A 16,841-nucleotide genomic window follows, 5' to 3' on the forward strand; every position below is an offset into this window, starting at 1 on the left:
CCCGGCCTAGCCCCTGTCGTCGTGCAGGAACGCAGGGCGATCCGGTTCCGACAGCTCTTCGTTGTAACGATAGCCGCCGAGATCGAAGCCGAGCAGGTCGTCAGGCGCGGTGAGCCTGGTCTGCACCACATAACGCGCCATCGCGCCGCGCGCTTTCTTGGCAAAGAAGCTGATGATCTTGGGCTGGCCGTTCTTCATGTCATAGAACTGCGGCGTCACCACCCGCGGCTTCAGCGCCTTGAGATCAACCGCGCCGAAATATTCCTGGCTGGCGCAATTGACCAGCACCGCGCTGCCGGTGGCCTCGGCCTGGGCGTTCAGCGCCCGGGCGATCCGGTCGCCCCAGTAGTGATAAAGATTGCTGCCGCGCCGCGTCTTGAGCCGCGACCCCATTTCAAGCCGGTAGGGCTGGATCGCATCGAGCGGGCGCAGCACGCCGTAGAGCCCCGACAGCACCCGCAGGTGATCCTGGGCATAACGCAGCTCGTCCGGCTCGAGCGACCGCGCCTCGAGCCCCTGATAGGTGTCGCCGGCAAATCCGAAGACCGCCGGGCGGGTGGCCTCCGGCGTGGGCTCGGCGGCGAAGGCCTTGAATCGGTCGCGGTTGAGCCGGGCCAGATCGTCGCTGAGGCCCATCAGCCCCTTGAGGTCGCCCAGGGTCAGGTTGCGCGCGGTCTTGGCCAGCCGCAGCGCCTCTTCCTGCATCGCAGGCGCGGTCGTCTCGACATCGACCTCTGACCAATCCAGCCGCTTGGCCGGGGAAATCACCACAAGCATCGCATCCCTCCGTTTCGCCCGGACTTAGGATGCTTCGCGCAAAACGTCCAGAAAGGCCGCGCCAAAACGTTCGCTGCGCCGTTCGCCCAAGAGCCGCTCGAGCTCTTCGGGCAGCGAGGGCCGCCGTTCGGCCACCTTGGCCAGCAGCGAAGCCGAGCAAGACAGCGGTTTTTCGGTGCCACAGGCGCCGCGCGCCAGATCGGCCTGGACCTGCATCAGCCGGTCATAGACCGCGCCGGCGTCGCGCCCGGCCAGCTTGCGCCGGGTCGGGTGCATCTCTTCCGCCGCGCCGGTGATGACGGCGAGGAAATCGGCGCCGTAGCTGTCGAGCTTCTTGGCGCCGACGCCCGAGATCCGCGCCATCTGGTCGAGGTTCGACGGCTTGGTCTCGGCCATCTCGATCAGGGTGCGGTCGTTGAAGATGATATAGGCCGGCACGCTTGCCGCCTCGGCCAGCGCGCGTCGTTTGGCCTTGAGCGCCGACAGGAGCGGCGCATCCTCTTCGCTGACCATCGCCTTGACCGCCGGGCGGCGTTTCGCCTGGGCCCTGGCAATCGTGTCGCGGCGCAGGGTGATCGCGGCCTCGCCACGCAGGATCGGCCGCGCGGCCTCGGTCATCCGCAACGCGCCGTGGCGTTCGGGATCGGGGCGCATCAGGTCATGGCCCATCATCTGCCGGAACACCGCCTGCCAGCCGCGCTTGTCAAACTCGCGCCCGACGCCGAAGGTGGGCAGCTGCTCGTGGCCCTTCTGGCGCACCTTGTCGGTCTCGTTGCCCATGACGATATCGATCAGATGGCCGGCGCCGAACCATTCGCCGGTCCGCAGCGCCGCCGAGAGCGCCTTGCGGACCGCTTCAGTAGCATCAAAGGTCTCGACCGGGGTCTGGCACAGGTCGCAGTGGCCGCAGGTTTCGGCGTCTTCGCCGAAATAGCCCAGCAGGGTCTTGCGGCGGCACTCCAGCGCTTCGGCCAGACCCAGAAGCGCGTTGAGCCGGCCGTGATCGGCGGCGCGGCGTTCCGGCGGGGCAAGGCCCTCGTCGATCTGGGTGCGGCGCAGGCGGATGTCGTCGGGGCCGAAAAGAGTCAGCGTCTCGGCCGGGCCACCATCGCGGCCGGCGCGGCCGATCTCCTGGTAATAGGCCTCGATGGATTTCGGCAGGTCGGCATGGGCCACCCAGCGAATGTCGGGCTTGTCGACCCCCATGCCAAAGGCCACGGTGGCCACCACGATCAACCCGTCCTCGCGGGCAAAGCGGCTCTCGACGATGCGCCGGTCCTCGGCCTCCATACCGCCATGGTAGAAACAGGCGGTGTGGCCATCCTCGGACAGTGCGCGGGCCAGCCCCTCGGTCTTTGCGCGGGTGCCGCAATAGACGATGCCTGACTGGCTGCGGCGGGCGGCGGCAAAATCGAGGATCTGGCGACGCGGGCTGTCCTTGGGCTGAAACGCCAGGTGGATGTTGGGCCGGTCGAAGCCGCGCAGGAAACGCGCCGGTTCCTCGCCGTCAAACAGCCTTGTGACGATCTCGTCCTGGGTCTCGCGGTCGGCGGTGGCGGTGAAGGCGGCCAGCGGCACGTCGAGCGCGCGGCGCAGTTCGCCGATGCGCAGGTAGTCGGGGCGGAAATCATGGCCCCACTGGCTGACGCAATGCGCCTCGTCGACGGCGATCAGGCTGACACCGATGCGGTGCAGCATCTGCACGGTACCGCCGGCGGCCAGCCGCTCCGGGGCGAGGTAGAGCAACTTCAGCGTGCCAGCTTCGAGCGCCTGCCAGACCGCCTCGGTCTCCTCGGGGGTGTTGCCCGAGGTCAGCGCGCCGGCCGCGACGCCGGCCTCGCGCAATCCGCGCACCTGGTCGCGCATCAACGCGATCAGCGGCGAGATCACCACGGTCACGCCCGGGCGGAGCAGCGCCGGAAGCTGGAAACAGAGCGATTTGCCGCCGCCGGTGGGCATGATCGCCAGCACGTTCTGGCCGGCCGCCACGGCCTCGACGATCTCCCCCTGACCGGGGCGGAATCCGTCGAATCCGAACACGTCCCGCAATAGCGTGGCGGCGTCGTCCATGGGGCAAAACCTGCTAGATTTGTGTCAAACTGCTCTTATCCCAACAATCACACATTGAGATTCGGTGAACAAGGCCCCGACACCGCCCCGGACGTAATCCGGGGCCTCATGGCCGACGGAGAGGCCCCGGATCGCGGTCCGGGGCGCGCCGCGATCGGGTCTCAGATCAGGCCGAACATCTCGGGCAGGATGAAATCGCGCAGCGAGATCAGGATGATGAAAGCCACCAGCGGCGCCAGGTCAAGCGGGCTGGTGTCCGGCAGGATGTTGCGGATCGGGCGATAGATCGGCTCGAGCAGGCGGTTCAGCCCGTACCAGATCTGCGAGACCAGCGGCTGACGCAGGTTCAGCACCTGGAAATTGATCAGCCAACTCATGATGATATGGGCAATCATGATAAAGAACGCCACATCGAGGATGAGCTTCAGGGGCCCGTAAATCGCGTACATCTGCTTTGTGTCTCCGGCTTTTCGCGCAATCTAGGTAAGGCCGGCACGACCAAAGCACAAGTGTCGCCGCGTCACGGCTTGCCGCCCGTCGCGCCGCGGCGCACACCTGCGGCTGGAGGTGGCCCGCATGTATCCGTTCATCCGCATGTTCAAAGAGTTGTACCTGTTCCGCAAGGCGCCGCGCCTGCCGGTGACCGGCACCCATGTGTCGCGCCACCGCTGCTGGCCCTGGGACATCGACTTCTGGATGGAGCTGAACAACGGCCGCACGCTGACGCTCTACGACCTCGGGCGTATCCCGCTGGCCCAGCGGACCGGCTTCATGGCGGTGCTGCGACGGCGCAAATGGGGGCTGACCGTGGCCGGCTCCTGCACCCGCTACCGCCGGCGCATCCGGCCGTTCGAGAGCTTCGAGATGCGGTCGCAGGCGGTAGGGGTGGATCACCGCTTTGTCTACCTCGAACAGTCGATGTGGAAGAACAACGGCGAATGCGCCAGCCATGCGATGTACCGCACCGCGGTGACCGGCCCCAAGGGGATCGTGCCGCCGGCCGAGCTTCTGGCCGAGATCGGAGCGGAGGGGATGCCGGAGCTGCCGGATCATATCAAGGCCTGGATCGCGGCCGAGGATGCCCGCCCCTGGCCACCGATGTCCGAGGGCTGAGCCGGGATGGCGGCGGAGTTTCCGGGCGGTGACTGCCATGGCCGGAGCAAGTAAATCTTGCGCCACGCCGCGCAGTCGGGCTTAACCGCCGCAAACCACGGGGGCATCATGGACGCGACGAAACGCAAACGGATTTGGGGCTGGTTCTTTTTCGACTGGGCGAGCCAGCCGTTCAACACCCTGCTGCTCACCTTCATCTTTGCCCCCTACGTCAAGGAACTGATGGGTGACGGCAGCGCCGCACAGGCGGCCTGGGGCTACGGCATCGGCGGTGCCGGGCTGGTCATCGCGCTGCTGGCGCCGGTTCTGGGCGCATTGGCCGACACCTCGGGCCAGCGGATGCGCTTCATCTGGCTGTTTTCGGTGATGTATGTGCTGGGCTCGGCCGCGCTCTGGTTTGCCGCGCCGGGGGATTTCAACCTCGTGCTGATCCTGCTGGCCTTTGCCATCGGGCTGATCGGGATGGAATTTGCCACGATCTTCACCAATTCCATGCTGCCGGATCTGGGCAGCCCGCAAGAGATCGGCCGGATTTCGGGCAACGGCTGGGCCTTCGGCTATTGCGGCGGGCTGGTGGCGCTGGTGCTGATGCTGGCCTTCTTTGCCGAAAGCGCCGAGACCGGCCGCACCATGCTGGGCCTCGCCCCGCCCTTCGGTCTCGACGGCGAGGCGCGCGAAGGGACCCGGTTTGTCGGGCCGCTGACGGCGCTGTGGTACGTGGTCTTCATGATCCCGTTTTTCGCCTGGGTGCGCGACCCGAAGCCCACGGCGCGGCACCCCGGCGCCCTGCGCCGCGCGCTGCATGACCTCGGGCGGACCCTGCGGCGGCTGCCGCAAACGCCGTCGCTCTTTGCCTATCTGGCCAGCTCGATGTTCTACCGCGACGCGCTCAACGGGATGTATGTCTTTGGCGGCATCTATGCCGCCGGCGTGCTGGGCTGGAGCGTGGTCGACGTCGGCATCTTCGGCATCCTCGCAATCATCTCGGGCGCGCTGTTTGCCTGGCTCGGCGGCAAGTGGGATGCGCGCTTCGGCCCCCGGCCGGTGATCGCCGCCGCCATCCTGGCGCTGACCTGTGCCGCGGTCTCGACGGTGCTGGTCTCGCGCCAGTCGATCTATGGCGTGGCGCTGGCCGAGGGCTCGGCCCTGCCCGACATCGCCTTCTACGTGATCGGCGCGGTGATCGGTGCGGCGGGCGGGGTGATCCAGTCGGCCAGCCGCACGATGATGGTGCGCCAGGCCAATCCGGCGCGGATGACCGAAGCCTTCGGGCTCTATGCGCTGGCGGGCAAGGCGACCTCCTTTCTCGCGCCGCTTCTGATCGGCGTGACAACCCAGATCACCGGCTCGCAGCAATTGGGCGTGACCCCGCTCATCGGGCTTTTCCTGATCGGACTTTTGTTGCTACGCTGGGTAAAACCAGAGGGAGACCGAGCAGCATGGTCCGACATCCGTTCCGCCTAGCCGGCGCCACGATTTTATGTGCTCTCCTCGCCGCTTGCGGCGGCTCTGACGGCACAAGGACCAAGGCGACGCTGGCCAGCGCCCCGCAGCCGACGATCGGCGATTCCCTCGGCGTGCTGTCGAGCAAGCAGGCCAAACAGCTGTTTGGCGCGCAGCGCGCCGGATCGGATCAGCGCACGGCAGCTTATGGCGGCTATGCCAAGGGCTGCCTGGCGGGCGGCGTGCAATTGCCGGAAACCGGCCCGACCTGGCAGGCGATGCGCCTGTCGCGCAACCGCAACTGGGCCCACCCGGAGATGATCGATTACGTCCGCAAGCTCTCGGCCCGCGCCGCGCAGTTTCCGGGCTGGAACGGGATTTACGTCGGCGACATGTCGCAGCCCCGCGGCGGGCCGATGCTGACCGGCCACACCAGCCACCAGATCGGCCTCGACGCCGATATCTGGCTGCGTCCCGCCGCCAATCTCGGCCTGTCCCAGCAGGCGCGCGAACAGATCTCTTCGATCTCGCTGCGCCGCTCGAATGGCGCCTTTACCAATGACGACTGGACGCCCGAGCATCACGCCCTGTTGAAAGCCGCCGCTTCGGATCCGCGGGTGGCGCGGATCTTCATCTTTCCCGGCGCCAAGGTGCGGATGTGCAATGACGAAACCGGCGACCGCGCCTGGCTGCGCAAAATCCGGCCGTGGTGGGGGCATCACTATCATTTCCACGTGCGCCTCTCCTGCCCCCCCGGCGCCAGCGGCTGCGTGAACCAGAACCCGCCACCCCCCGGCGACGGCTGTCAGGAGGCGCAGGGCTGGGTTGATCGTATCCTCAACCCGCCGCCGCCGGACCCGAACGCCCCGCCGCCCAAGCCCAAACGCGAATTGGTGCTCGCGGATCTGCCCTTGCAATGCGCCAGCGTGCTGGAGGCGAAGTAACCCCGATGACACGATTTCTCAGGGCGGCCTGCCTCGGACTGGCAGGGCTCGCCAGCGGCTGCATCGCGGCCGAGACCCCGCCCACGGCGCGGCATCTTCAGAGCTTTTCCTGGCAAAGCGACGCCGAAGGCTTTGGCGGGATGTCGGGGTTCGAGCTGGCCGAGAATGGCGAAAGCTTCATTGCGATCTCGGACCGGGGCCGCTTTGTCGAAGGCCGGCTGATCCGCGAAAACGGCCGCATCACCCGGGTCGAGGGCACCGCCCCCCGGCCGCTGATGAACACCGGCGGCAATCCGATGCACCGCAAGGTGGCGCAGGATGCCGAGGGGCTGGCCATTGCCGCCGATGGCCGGCGCTACATCTCTTTCGAGGGCCGGGCCCGGGTCTGGGCCTATCCGACGATGGCGCGGGCGCAGGCGCTGCCCAGCCACCCCGATTTCGACGGCATGCAGAACAATTCCGCGCTCGAGGCGCTGGCGGTGGACAGCCGGGGCTGGCTTTACACGATGCCGGAACGTTCGGGCCAGTTGACCCGCCCCTTCCCGGTCTATCGTTTCAACGGCACCCGCTGGGATCAGCCCTTTGCGATCCCCCGGATCGGCGGCTTTCAACCCACCGGCGCCGATATCGGCCCCGACGGCATGTTCTATCTGCTCGAGCGCGAATTCACCGGCCTCGGCTTTCGCTCGCGGGTCCGGCGCTTTCCGCTTTCGGAAACGGCGCTCGGCCCGGGCGAGGTGCTGCTGGTGAGCCATCTCGCGCGGCACGACAATCTAGAAGGCCTCGCTGTCACCCGCGCCGCCACCGGCCAGATCCGGCTGACCATGATCTCGGACGACAATTTCAACCCGTTCCAGCGCAGCGAGATCGTCGAATACCTGCTGCCCTGAGGCAATCGCCCGGATCCGACCCGGCATTCCCCGCGCCCGAAGAATACCCGCCCCGGACCCCGATCCGGGGCCCCCTGGCCCGCGGCGCGCGCCCCGCCTGCCCGGCTTCCCCTTGACCGAGGCGCGACACCTCTATATGCCCCGCCCGTTCCCGTTTCGGGAGCCAAGTCGCCGCAACCTTGCAAAAACGGGCATCAGACATGAACCGCACCCATCTTCCCGGCATTCTTGCCATGGCCGCGATCGTCGTGGCTTCGAACATTCTCGTTCAATTCCTCATTCTCGACGGGCTCATCACCTGGGGCGCCCTCACCTATCCGCTGGCCTTTCTCGTCACCGATGTGATGAACCGGGTCTATGGCGTCCGCGCCGCGCGCAAGGTCGTGCTGGCGGGCTTCGTCACCGGCGTGATCTGTTCGCTTGTGGGCAGCCAGATCATGTTGCAGGGCGACGGCTACACTTATGCCGCCGTGCCGCTGCGCATCGCCGTGGCCTCGGGCCTTGCCTTCCTCGTGGCGCAGCTCACCGATATCGCGGTCTTCAACCGCTTTCGCGCAGGCCGCTGGTGGCGTGCGCCGCTGGTCTCGACGCTGGTCGGCTCGGCGCTGGACACCGCGCTGTTCTTTACCATCGCCTTTTCCGCCTCTGTCACCCTGTTCGGCGCCGAGGCCGATGCCGCGATCAACTGGGCCTGGGAGGCTGTGCCCTTCCTGAACACCGGCCCGCTGGCGCCGCTCTGGGTGACGCTGGCCTTTGCCGACTGGCTGGTAAAGCTCTCGCTGGCGCTGATCGCATTGATCCCGTTTCGGGCAATCGTCGCACGGCTTGGGCAAAATCGCGCTCTGGCCTGAAAAAACCTTTTGCGATTTGGCCTGTCCGTGCCATGATTCGAGTACGGACAACAAACAGAAAGGAGGTGCTTCAGTGTCTAGAGAGGTATTGGAGAAAGGTGTCGGAACAGTTCGGGGAGAGGCCCTCTGAGGCAGCCCTTGGGGGAGTTTCACCCCGAATTGGTAGGACCTAACCGGCCCCACCTCCTGACATTCTCGAAGGGCCATGCCGCCGGGCATGGCCCTTTTCGATTCAAATGACTGGCGGGACCGGTGCGCGACCCCCGGGGAGGTCCCGGACCAGGTCCGGGGCGTGCTCGGCTCGCGAGGCCCCGCGCCGTTTGCGACCTTGCCGTTCGCCCTCAGCCTGCCATATTCATCCGCATGACCCTGCACATCAACGATCAGATCGAAATCGCCGACTGGGAGCTGACGGAGCAATTCATCCGCGCCTCGGGCCCCGGCGGGCAGAATGTGAACAAGGTCTCGACGGCGGTGGAACTCCGCTTCGAGGCCGCCCGCTCGCCCGCCCTGCCCGATCCGGTCAAACGCCGGCTGCAACGCATCGCCGGCCGCAAATGGACCCGCGACGGCGCGCTGATCATCCAGGTCGACGAAACCCGCTCCCAGGCCCGCAACCGCGAGATCGCCCGCGAACGACTGGCCGAGATGGTGCGCAAGGCGCTGGAACGCCCGAAACGGCGCATCCCGACGCGGGTGTCGCAGAACCAGAAACGCAAACGCGTGGATGCGAAGAAGAAGCGCGGCGAGGTCAAGGCGCTCAGGGGGAAGGTCGAGGAATAGCCCGGCCTACACCACCACCTCGATCCGCTCCTGCTCGCCCACGCCGAACACCCGCTTGTAGCGCTGGATCTCCGTCTCCGGCCCCATCGCCTTTTCTGGGTTGTCCGAGAGCTTGACCGTCGGCCGCCCCTCGGCCGAGACCGCCTTGCAGACCAGCGAAAAGGCGTCGAGCCCGCCGTCCGGCACCAACCCGCGGAAATCATTGGTCAGGTTGGTGCCCCAGCCAAAGGACACCCGCACCCGCCCCGAAAATTGCGCGTGCAGTGCCGCGATATTCTCTACGTCGAGCCCGTCGGAAAAGATCACCAGCTTGTTGCGCGGATCCTCGCCGCGGGCGGTCCACCAGGCGATCGCCGCCTCGGCGGCCTTGGCCGGATCGCCGCTGTCGATGCGGATGCCGGTCCAGCCGGCCAGCCAATCCGGCGCCTTGTCGAGGAAACCTTGGGTGCCATAGGTGTCGGGCAGGATGATGCGCAGGTTGCCGTCGTGCTCTTCGTGCCAGTCGGCCAGCACGTCGTAAGGCGCCCGCGCCAGGGCCGCGTCATCCTCGGCCAGCGCGGCATAGACCATCGGCAGCTCATGGGCATTGGTGCCGATCGCCTCGAGATCGCGGTTCTTGGCGATCAGGCAGTTCGAGGTGCCGACAAAGCTCTGCCCCAGCCCTTCGGTCATCGCCTGCACACACCAATCCTGCCACAGAAAGGAATGCCGCCGTCTTGTGCCGAAATCGGCGATCCGCAGATTGTCGATGGCGCGCAGGCCTTCGACCTTTTCCCAGAGCTTGGTCATCGCCCGTGCATAAAGCACCTGCAATTCGAACCGCCCCATGTCATTGAGCACCGCCCGCCCGCGCAGCTCCATCAGCACCGCAAGCGCCGGGATCTCCCAGAGCATGACCTCGGGCCAGGCGCCCTCGAAGGTCAGCTCGTACTGGCCGTCGCGCTTTTCCAGGTGATAGGGCGGCAGACGCAGGTTTTCGAACCATTCCATGAAATCCGAACGGAACATCGACCGCTTGCCATAGAACATGTTGCCGCGCAGCCAGGTGCTCTCGCCGCGCGACAAGGACAGCGAGCGGATGTGATCGAGCTGTTCGCGCAATTCGCCCTCGTCGATCAGCTCGGCCAGGCGCACCGATTTCGTCCGGTTGATCAGCGAAAAGCTGACCTGCGTGTCGCGCTTGTTGCGAAACACCGACTGGCACATCAGCAGCTTGTAGAAATCGGTGTCGATCAGCGAGCGGACGATCGGGTCGATCTTCCATTTGTGATTCCACACGCGGGTGGCGATATCGACCATCTCGACCGTCCTTCCCTCAGCGCAGCGTGACGCCGGCGTTCTGCATGTTGGTTGTCGCCGCCGCCAGCGACCCATCCAGATCGATGGCGCGGCAGTGATCGCCCAACACCGTGACGCCAAAGCCGAGATTGGCCGCATCCACCGCCGAAAAGCCGACGCAGAAATCCAGCGCCAGCCCCACCATCACCAGCTCGCTGATCCCGCGCGTGCGCAGATAGCCTTCGAGCCCGGTGGGCGTCGCGTGATCGTTCTCGAAAAACGCCGAATAGCTGTCGATCGCCGGCCGGAACCCCTTGCGAATGATCAGATCGGCGCGCGTCGTTTCGAGTTTCGGGTGAAACTGCGCCCCCTCCGAGCCCTGAACGCAATGATCCGGCCAGAGCACCTGCGGCCCATAGTCCATATCGGTCATCGCGAAGGGCGCCTTGCCCGGGTGCTGGCTGGCAAAGGAGGAATGCCCCGCCGGATGCCAGTCCTGGGTCAGCACCACCGCCTCGAAGTCCGCCATCAGGGCATTGATCGGCGCCACGATCTCGTCGCCGCCCCCGACCGCCAGCGCCCCGCCGGGGCAGAAATCGTTTTGCACGTCGATCACGATAAGAGCGCGCATCAGGCGGCCTCCTGTAGTCCCGGTTTCGCCGCAGCTTAGAATCGGCATTGCGGAATTGCCATGGCCCATCCTTGCCGCTATAGCCGCCGCTTCGCGATGGATCAGAGGTGCGGATGGCACGGCTTGGCATAGATTTCGGAACCTCCAACACCGGCGCCGGCATCCTGCGGGATGGTCGCCCCGCCGCCCTGCCGCTCGAAGCGGGCGCGCAGACCCTGCCGACGGCGGTCTTTGTCGATTTCACCGACAAGCGCTTTGTCTATGGCGAGGCCGCGGCGCGGGCGATGATGGAGGGGCAGGACGGCCGCTTCATGCGTGGGTTGAAAAGCATCCTCGGCACGCCGCTGGCACGCGAAAAACGGCGGTTTCTCAACGAGCGGATGACGCTGATCGAGGTGATCGGCCGGTTCCTGGCCGAGATTCGGTGCCGCTCGGAACGGATCACCGGTCAGAGCTTCGAGGCCGCGATCTCCGGCCGGCCGGTCAGGTTTCACTCCGAATCCGAAGACAAGGACGCCCAGGCCGAGATCGACCTGCGCGAAGCCTATGCGCTGGCCGGCTTTCGCGCGGTCGATTTCCTGCCCGAACCGGAAGCGGCGGCGCTGGCGGTGGCCGGCGAGGGCCGCATGCTGATCGTCGATATCGGCGGCGGCACCTCGGATTTCACCCTCTGCGAACGCGCGCGCGGCCAGACCCGGGTGATCGCCAGCCGCGGGCTGCGGCTCGGCGGCACCGATTTCGACCGCAGCCTGAGCCTCGCCCATGTCATGCCGCTGCTGGGCCACGGGGCCGAAATCGGCGCCGAGCTGGGCGCCAAGACCCATGCCGCCCCGCGCGCATTGTTCCACGATCTGGCCAGCTGGGAAAAGATCGCCTTTGTCTATGATGCGGCACTGCTGCGCGAGGTGAAACGCTGGATCCGGCTGGCCCGCGACCCCGTGCTCTTCGAGCGACTGGCCGAGGTGCTCGAAATGCATCTGGGCCATGACATCGCCTATGCGGTCGAGGCAGGAAAAATCGCCGCCAATGACTCCGAGCGCGGCGAAATCGCGCTCGACGTGGTGCAACGCGGGCTACGGATCGATCTCTGGGGGGTGCAGTTGCAGCACGAACTCTCCTCCGCTGCCGCGCGCATTGGCGACATGGCGCTGGCGACGCTCAAGGACGCCGGTTGCCGGCCCGACCAGGTCGACATGGTGGTCTTTGTCGGCGGCTCCAGCCTGCTGTCCGGCGTCCGGCAGGCGCTGGCAAGACGGCTGCCGGAGGCGCGGCAGGAAACCGCCGAGGTCTTTACCGCCGTGGTGCACGGCCTGGCCATCGCGGCGCGGTAATCGCAGGACCGGGCGCCGGCGATCTTGCCTGCGCCGCCCGGTCTGCGTACATGCAGCCCATGTACACCGTTGCCGCGCTCTATCACTTCACCCGCTTCGAGGATCCCGCCGCCGTACAGGGCCCGCTCCGGATGCTCTGTCAAGATCAGGGCATCACCGGCACGCTCTTGCTGGCGCAGGAGGGGATCAACGGGACCATCGCCGGCCCGCGCGCCGGCATCGACGCGGTGCTGGCGCATATCCGCGCCCTGCCCGGCTGCGCTGATCTCGCGCATAAGGAAAGCCGCGCCAGCGCCCCGCCCTTTGCCCGGATGAAGGTGCGGCTCAAGCGCGAGATCGTCACCATGGGCCAGCCCGACGTCGATCCGCGCGCCCGCACCGGCCATTACGTCGATCCCGCCGACTGGAACGAGTTGATCCAGAGCCCGGATGTGGCGGTGATCGACACGCGCAACGATTACGAGGTCGCCATCGGCACCTTTGACGGCGCCATCGATCCCGGAACCGCCAGTTTCCGTGACTTTCCCAAGTGGTGGCAAGACAACAAGCACCGCTTTCACAACAAGAAGGTGGCAATGTTCTGCACCGGCGGCATCCGCTGCGAGAAATCCACCAATTACCTGCTCGGCCAGGGGGTCGAGGATGTGTTCCACCTCAGGGGCGGCATCCTGAAATATCTCGAAGAGGTGCCCGAAGCGCAGAGCAGCTGGCAAGGCGAGTGTTTCGTCTTCGACGGCCGGGTCTCGGTGGGTCACGGTCTCAGGGAAGGCCCGCATCTGCTCTGCCATGCCTGCCGCCGCCCGATCCTTCCCGAAGACCGCGCCCGCCCGGAGTACGAACATGGCGTGGCCTGCCACCATTGCGTGCGCGAGACCTCCGACGCCGACAAGGCCCGCTTTCGCGAGCGCCAGAAACAGATCGAACTGTCCCGCAAACGGGGCGAGAAACACCTTGGCGGCGATCACGGCGTCTGATCCTTTTTCTGTTGGAAGATACCGCGGGGGAATAGCTGCGCGCGGCGATGGGGCAGCGCCCCCGTCCTTGCCATCCACCAAACGAACGGTCATATTCGCATATGACATTATGTTTGGGAGGACGTCGTCATGGCACTCACCCGCAGAGAGATGCTGGCCGGTCTCGGCGCCGGTCTGGCCCTGGCCGGCCCGGTCTGGTCGGGCACCACCCTTGGCGCAATGCGGATCGACACGCTCAGCGATGGCAACCTGGCGCTGCCCGGCGATTTCATCTTCGGCCCGATGCCGCAACAGGCGCTGACGCCGATCCTGCGCAAATACGATCTCGATCGCGACAGCCTGACGCCGGGCTGCAACCTGACGCTGCTGCGCGATGGCCAGAGAACCGTGCTCTTCGACGCTGGCGCCGGTCCGGATTTCCAGCCCTCGGCCGGCAAGCTGCAAGCTGCCTTTGATGCCCTCGGCCTGTCGCCGGACGACATCACCCATGTCGTGGTCACCCATGGCCACCCAGACCACATCTGGGGGCTGCTCGACGATTTCGGCGATCCGCTGTTTGCCGAGGCCACCCATCTGATCGGCGCGACCGAGCTGGATTACTGGCTGGACGACACCACCGTCGACACCATCGGCCCGGCACGGCAGGCCTTTGCCGTCGGCGCGAAACGGCGGCTCGAGGCCCTGAGCGACCGGATCACCACTTTCACCGATGGCGCCGAAATCCTGCCCGGCGTTCTGGCCCATGCCAGCTTCGGCCACACCCCGGGCCATATGTCCTTCGAGCTGCGCAGCGGCACTGACGCGATGATGGTCGTCGGAGATGCCATCGGCAATCACCATGTCGCCTTCGAACGACCGAGCTGGCCCTCCGGCTCGGACCAGGACGTTGACACCGCCGCCGCCACCCGCCTGCGCCTGCTCGACAGGCTTTCCACCGAGCAGATGCGGCTGATCGGCTTTCACCTGCCCGGCGGGCTCGGCCGGGCCGAGGCCCATGGCGACGGCTATGTCTTCCTGCCGGAGGCGACGTGATGCGGATCGCCCTGGCCTTGGCCCTGCTCGCCGCGCCCGCCCTTGCCAGCGAGGAGATCGCCGATCAGTACCCCGGCTCGCTGCTCTATTCCAAACCGGTCGAGTTCATTCCCGGGGTCTGGTCCGCCATCGGCGCCACCGCCCCACCGACCTATGAAAACGCCGGCCACAACAACAATCTGAGCTTTATCGTCACCGGCGCGGGGGTGGTCGTCATCAACAGCGGCGCGGCGCACCAGCTGGCCCGAGCGCTGCATGACGAGATCAGGAAAGTGACCGACCAGCCGGTCATCGCGGTCTTCAACGAGAACGGCCAGGGGCATGCGGCGCTGGGCAATTCCTACTGGGCGGCGCAGGGCGTGCCGATCATCGCCCACGAAGATGCGGCGCGGGAGCTGGAGCACTCCGGCGGCCAGATCCTGAGCGGCATGATGCGCTACAATCGCGACCGCGGCGAGGGGACGGAGATCACCCTGCCGACCGAGACCTTCGCCAAGACATACATCCTCGAAAAAGGCGATTTCCGCATCGAAGCGCGCTATCTCGGCCCGGCCCACAGCCCCGGCGACATAGTGATCTGGCTGCCCGAGCAATCGCTGGTGATCTCGGGCGACATGGCCTTTCACGAACGCCTGCTGCCGATCTTCGAACATACGATCACCGCCGATTGGCTGGACACCTGGGACAGGGCGTTTGAACCGCTGGGCGCGACCTATGTGATCCCCGGCCACGGCCATCCCACCAACATGGCTCAGGTGCGGCGCTACACGCGCGACTACCTGGAATTCCTGCGCGGGCAGATCGGCGCCCATATCGACGCCGGCGGCGGGCTGGCCGAGGCTTATTACGTCGACCAGTCGCCCTTTGCCCATCTCGACACCTTCGAAGAACTGGCGACCAAGAACGCCGGCCGGGTCTACGAGCAGATGGAATGGGAGTGAGCCGGCTCAGAACGCCAGCGCTTCTGCGACGATCTCGCCCAGGAGCGTCTCGACCGCGTCCATCGGGCCGGCGGGATAGCTGCGATAGCCGATCTCGACCTTGCCGGCGCGGTCGGTGACAAAGACGCTGTAGGGACAATAGGCGATATTGGCGGGATCGGCCTCCATCACCTGCCGCGAGACCTGCGCCGAACAGAACAGAAAGGCATCCGCCGCATCAAACAGCGGCGCGCCGCCCACGTCCTGACGGGTGCGCGCCAGCATCTCGCCGATGTGGCTGCGGTAATCCACCACCAGCCCCTGATTGACGATGGCGTTTTCGACGCTGAACAGCGCATCCTCGTAGCTGCCGTCATAGACATGGGTGATCACTGGCGCTTCGGCCATGGCGGCGCCGGCCAGGCTGGCGGCAAAAGCCAGCGGAATCAGGCGGATCATCTGTAGTGCTCTCCTCAAAGTCGGGCCCCGCCCCGGGGCAGAGCCCGCCCCGGTCCGGTTTCAGCCGAACATGTCACTGGTGATCGCGTCATACCAGCCGAGACTTTCCTCGTAGGTCGCCTTGCGCGTCGCCGCGTCTTCACCGGTCTGGCTGACAAAGCCGTCGATCCGGGCGATCTTTTCTTCGGTCGCCTCATAGGTGGCGCCGACCTTGACGCCATCGTCCGCATCGATCAGCGACCAGCAGGTATTGGAGAACCGCGCCGGAAAGACGCGGCTTCCGGTCAGCGCGCCGCGCACCGCATTGGCACAGACCTTGGCCTGCGAATTGGCGGAAAAGCCCGATTTCGGCATGTCGCCCTGCGCCGCCGAATCGCCCAGAACGTGGATCTCGGGATCGACCTTGGACGACATGTCGACGGCATTCACCGGCGCCCAGTTGCCCTCGGTCACCCCCGCCAGATCGGCGATATGGCCGGCCTTCTGCGCCGGGATCACGTTGCAGGCCGCCGCCTCGATCACTTCGCCATCGATGTCCACCGTCATCTCGGCCGGGTTCACGGTGACATTCTCGCCGCCGAAATCCGGGCCGATGCGGGTGATCATGCCCGGGTAATGCGCCTCCCAGCCGGCCTCGAACAGCCCCTGCTTGGAGAAATTGGCCTTGGAATCGGCGATGATGATCTTGGCGGTCGGATTGCTCTGCTTGAGCACATGCGCCACCATCGACACCCGCTCATAGGGCCCCGGCGGGCAGCGGTAGGGGTTGGGCGGCGCGACCATCACGAAGGTTCCGCCTTCGGGCATCGCAAGGATCTGCGCCTTCAGCAGCTCTGTCTGAGAGCCGCCCTTGTAGGCATGCGGCATGGCATTTTGCGACGTGAGGTCCCAGCCGGCCACCGAGCCCGCGACGAAATCGATGCCCGGCGACAGGATCAGCCGGTCATACGGCACCCGGCCGCCGCCGGCGAGCGCGACGGATTTGGCGGCGCGGTCCACCCCGGTGGCCCAGTCGTGCACCACGTTGATCCCATAGTCGCTGGCCAGGGTGCCATAGGAATGCGCGATGCTCTCGATCGTCCGAAAGCCGCCGATGTAGAGATTGGAGAAAAAGCAGGTGTAATAGCTTCGCGATGGCTCGATCAGCGTGACGTCGATCTCGCCGGCGCTGTCCTTGGCGATGTAACGTGCCGCCGTGGCGCCGCCGGCGCCGCCGCCCACGACGACAACCCGAGGCTTGCCATGGCTCCCCGCCCGCACCATCGGCGCGCGAAGCGTCGCGGCCGCCGCGGCGGTGCCGATAAAGGCCCGTCTGTTGAATGTCATGTCCGTCTCCTCCCATAAA

At 66.3% G+C, this 16,841-nt stretch carries 17 protein-coding genes; 10 read left to right on the forward strand and 7 right to left on the reverse strand.

The genetic code is table 11. From position 1 onward, the window contains the following. Positions 1-6: 6 nt before the first annotated feature. The 3 genes from yaaA to PVW49_RS03625 all read right to left on the reverse strand — a co-directional run bounded on the left by yaaA (position 7) and on the right by PVW49_RS03625 (position 3,296). A complete protein-coding gene (gene yaaA / locus PVW49_RS03615; RefSeq protein WP_274589916.1) occupies positions 7-777 on the reverse strand; it encodes a peroxide stress protein YaaA in 771 nt (256 codons plus the stop codon). Between the two features lie 24 nt (positions 778-801). Next, positions 802-2,847, reverse strand: a complete 2,046-nt coding sequence (gene recQ, locus PVW49_RS03620; protein WP_274589917.1) for a DNA helicase RecQ — start codon at positions 2,845-2,847, stop codon at positions 802-804. A 161-nt stretch (positions 2,848-3,008) separates the two neighbouring features. Beyond that, the gene (locus PVW49_RS03625) at positions 3,009-3,296 is read right to left on the reverse strand and encodes a YggT family protein (RefSeq protein WP_048533453.1); all 288 of its coding nucleotides are present in this window, start codon (positions 3,294-3,296) and stop codon (positions 3,009-3,011) included. A gap of 127 nt (positions 3,297-3,423) precedes the next feature. Between PVW49_RS03625 and PVW49_RS03630 the strand changes: the two genes are divergently transcribed. The 6 genes from PVW49_RS03630 to arfB all read left to right on the forward strand — a co-directional run bounded on the left by PVW49_RS03630 (position 3,424) and on the right by arfB (position 8,871). Then, positions 3,424-3,960: an acyl-CoA thioesterase gene (locus tag PVW49_RS03630; protein WP_048533454.1), complete on the forward strand. Its 537-nt coding sequence runs from the start codon at positions 3,424-3,426 to the stop codon at positions 3,958-3,960. 108 nt (positions 3,961-4,068) lie between these two features. Continuing rightward, a complete protein-coding gene (locus PVW49_RS03635) occupies positions 4,069-5,424 on the forward strand; it encodes an MFS transporter (protein WP_274589918.1) in 1,356 nt (451 codons plus the stop codon). Next, positions 5,400-6,347: a penicillin-insensitive murein endopeptidase gene (mepA, locus tag PVW49_RS03640; protein WP_048533456.1), complete on the forward strand. Its 948-nt coding sequence runs from the start codon at positions 5,400-5,402 to the stop codon at positions 6,345-6,347. Before PVW49_RS03635 ends, mepA begins: the two co-directional genes overlap by 25 nt. Before the next feature lie 5 nt (positions 6,348-6,352). Then, positions 6,353-7,237 (forward strand): esterase-like activity of phytase family protein, encoded by an 885-nt coding sequence (locus PVW49_RS03645; protein ID WP_274589919.1) that lies wholly within the window; start codon positions 6,353-6,355, stop codon positions 7,235-7,237. Between the two features lie 200 nt (positions 7,238-7,437). Beyond that, on the forward strand, positions 7,438-8,088 hold the full coding sequence (locus PVW49_RS03650; protein ID WP_274589920.1) for a queuosine precursor transporter: 651 nt from the start codon (positions 7,438-7,440) through the stop codon (positions 8,086-8,088). Between the two features lie 363 nt (positions 8,089-8,451). Further along, entirely contained in the window at positions 8,452-8,871 is a 420-nt protein-coding gene (gene arfB / locus PVW49_RS03655; RefSeq protein ID WP_048533459.1) for an alternative ribosome rescue aminoacyl-tRNA hydrolase ArfB, read from the forward strand. A gap of 6 nt (positions 8,872-8,877) precedes the next feature. On the opposite strand, the gene pncB is transcribed toward arfB, so the two are convergent. Together pncB and pncA are read right to left on the reverse strand one after the other, a co-directional pair. Next, positions 8,878-10,170 (reverse strand): nicotinate phosphoribosyltransferase, encoded by a 1,293-nt coding sequence (pncB, locus tag PVW49_RS03660; protein ID WP_048533460.1) that lies wholly within the window; start codon positions 10,168-10,170, stop codon positions 8,878-8,880. Between the two features lie 16 nt (positions 10,171-10,186). Beyond that, positions 10,187-10,780, reverse strand: a complete 594-nt coding sequence (pncA, locus tag PVW49_RS03665; RefSeq protein ID WP_274565704.1) for a bifunctional nicotinamidase/pyrazinamidase — start codon at positions 10,778-10,780, stop codon at positions 10,187-10,189. 113 nt (positions 10,781-10,893) lie between these two features. Here pncA and PVW49_RS03670 point away from each other — a divergent pair, with 113 nt between their 5' ends. From PVW49_RS03670 to PVW49_RS03685, 4 genes are all read left to right on the forward strand, one after another. Next, positions 10,894-12,111, forward strand: coding sequence for an Hsp70 family protein (locus PVW49_RS03670; RefSeq protein WP_274589921.1), 1,218 nt, complete (start codon positions 10,894-10,896; stop codon positions 12,109-12,111). A gap of 59 nt (positions 12,112-12,170) precedes the next feature. After that, entirely contained in the window at positions 12,171-13,085 is a 915-nt protein-coding gene (gene trhO, locus PVW49_RS03675; protein ID WP_274589922.1) for an oxygen-dependent tRNA uridine(34) hydroxylase TrhO, read from the forward strand. 129 nt (positions 13,086-13,214) lie between these two features. Next, positions 13,215-14,117 (forward strand): MBL fold metallo-hydrolase, encoded by a 903-nt coding sequence (locus PVW49_RS03680; protein WP_274589923.1) that lies wholly within the window; start codon positions 13,215-13,217, stop codon positions 14,115-14,117. Beyond that, on the forward strand, positions 14,117-15,058 hold the full coding sequence (locus PVW49_RS03685) for an MBL fold metallo-hydrolase (RefSeq protein WP_274589924.1): 942 nt from the start codon (positions 14,117-14,119) through the stop codon (positions 15,056-15,058). The genes PVW49_RS03680 and PVW49_RS03685 overlap by 1 nt, the downstream gene beginning before the upstream one ends. 6 nt (positions 15,059-15,064) lie before the next feature. Here the strand turns inward: PVW49_RS03685 and PVW49_RS03690 are convergent, their stop codons facing one another. After that, on the reverse strand, positions 15,065-15,496 hold the full coding sequence (locus PVW49_RS03690; RefSeq protein WP_139211524.1) for a DUF302 domain-containing protein: 432 nt from the start codon (positions 15,494-15,496) through the stop codon (positions 15,065-15,067). Between the two features lie 60 nt (positions 15,497-15,556). Next, positions 15,557-16,822, reverse strand: a complete 1,266-nt coding sequence (locus PVW49_RS03695) for an NAD(P)/FAD-dependent oxidoreductase (protein ID WP_274589925.1) — start codon at positions 16,820-16,822, stop codon at positions 15,557-15,559. Between the last annotated feature and the right edge of the window lie 19 nt (positions 16,823-16,841).

The sequence above is a fragment of the Marinovum sp. PR37 genome, assembly GCF_028807375.1.
Taxonomy (GTDB): domain Bacteria; phylum Pseudomonadota; class Alphaproteobacteria; order Rhodobacterales; family Rhodobacteraceae; genus Marinovum; species Marinovum algicola.

Excerpts from the sequence above, each read along its gene's own strand:
- yaaA (WP_274589916.1), bottom strand. The coding sequence starts at position 777 with ATGCTTGTGGTGATTTCCCCGGCCAAGCGGCTGGATTGGTCAGAGGTC.
- recQ (WP_274589917.1), bottom strand. The coding sequence starts at position 2,847 with ATGGACGACGCCGCCACGCTATTGCGGGACGTGTTCGGATTCGACGGA.
- PVW49_RS03625 (WP_048533453.1), bottom strand. The coding sequence starts at position 3,296 with ATGTACGCGATTTACGGGCCCCTGAAGCTCATCCTCGATGTGGCGTTC.
- PVW49_RS03630 (WP_048533454.1), top strand. The coding sequence starts at position 3,424 with ATGTATCCGTTCATCCGCATGTTCAAAGAGTTGTACCTGTTCCGCAAG.
- PVW49_RS03635 (WP_274589918.1), top strand. The coding sequence starts at position 4,069 with ATGGACGCGACGAAACGCAAACGGATTTGGGGCTGGTTCTTTTTCGAC.
- mepA (WP_048533456.1), top strand. The coding sequence starts at position 5,400 with ATGGTCCGACATCCGTTCCGCCTAGCCGGCGCCACGATTTTATGTGCT.
- PVW49_RS03645 (WP_274589919.1), top strand. The coding sequence starts at position 6,353 with ATGACACGATTTCTCAGGGCGGCCTGCCTCGGACTGGCAGGGCTCGCC.
- PVW49_RS03650 (WP_274589920.1), top strand. The coding sequence starts at position 7,438 with ATGAACCGCACCCATCTTCCCGGCATTCTTGCCATGGCCGCGATCGTC.
- arfB (WP_048533459.1), top strand. The coding sequence starts at position 8,452 with ATGACCCTGCACATCAACGATCAGATCGAAATCGCCGACTGGGAGCTG.
- pncB (WP_048533460.1), bottom strand. The coding sequence starts at position 10,170 with ATGGTCGATATCGCCACCCGCGTGTGGAATCACAAATGGAAGATCGAC.
- pncA (WP_274565704.1), bottom strand. The coding sequence starts at position 10,780 with ATGCGCGCTCTTATCGTGATCGACGTGCAAAACGATTTCTGCCCCGGC.
- PVW49_RS03670 (WP_274589921.1), top strand. The coding sequence starts at position 10,894 with ATGGCACGGCTTGGCATAGATTTCGGAACCTCCAACACCGGCGCCGGC.
- trhO (WP_274589922.1), top strand. The coding sequence starts at position 12,171 with ATGTACACCGTTGCCGCGCTCTATCACTTCACCCGCTTCGAGGATCCC.
- PVW49_RS03680 (WP_274589923.1), top strand. The coding sequence starts at position 13,215 with ATGGCACTCACCCGCAGAGAGATGCTGGCCGGTCTCGGCGCCGGTCTG.
- PVW49_RS03685 (WP_274589924.1), top strand. The coding sequence starts at position 14,117 with ATGCGGATCGCCCTGGCCTTGGCCCTGCTCGCCGCGCCCGCCCTTGCC.
- PVW49_RS03690 (WP_139211524.1), bottom strand. The coding sequence starts at position 15,496 with ATGATCCGCCTGATTCCGCTGGCTTTTGCCGCCAGCCTGGCCGGCGCC.
- PVW49_RS03695 (WP_274589925.1), bottom strand. The coding sequence starts at position 16,822 with ATGACATTCAACAGACGGGCCTTTATCGGCACCGCCGCGGCGGCCGCG.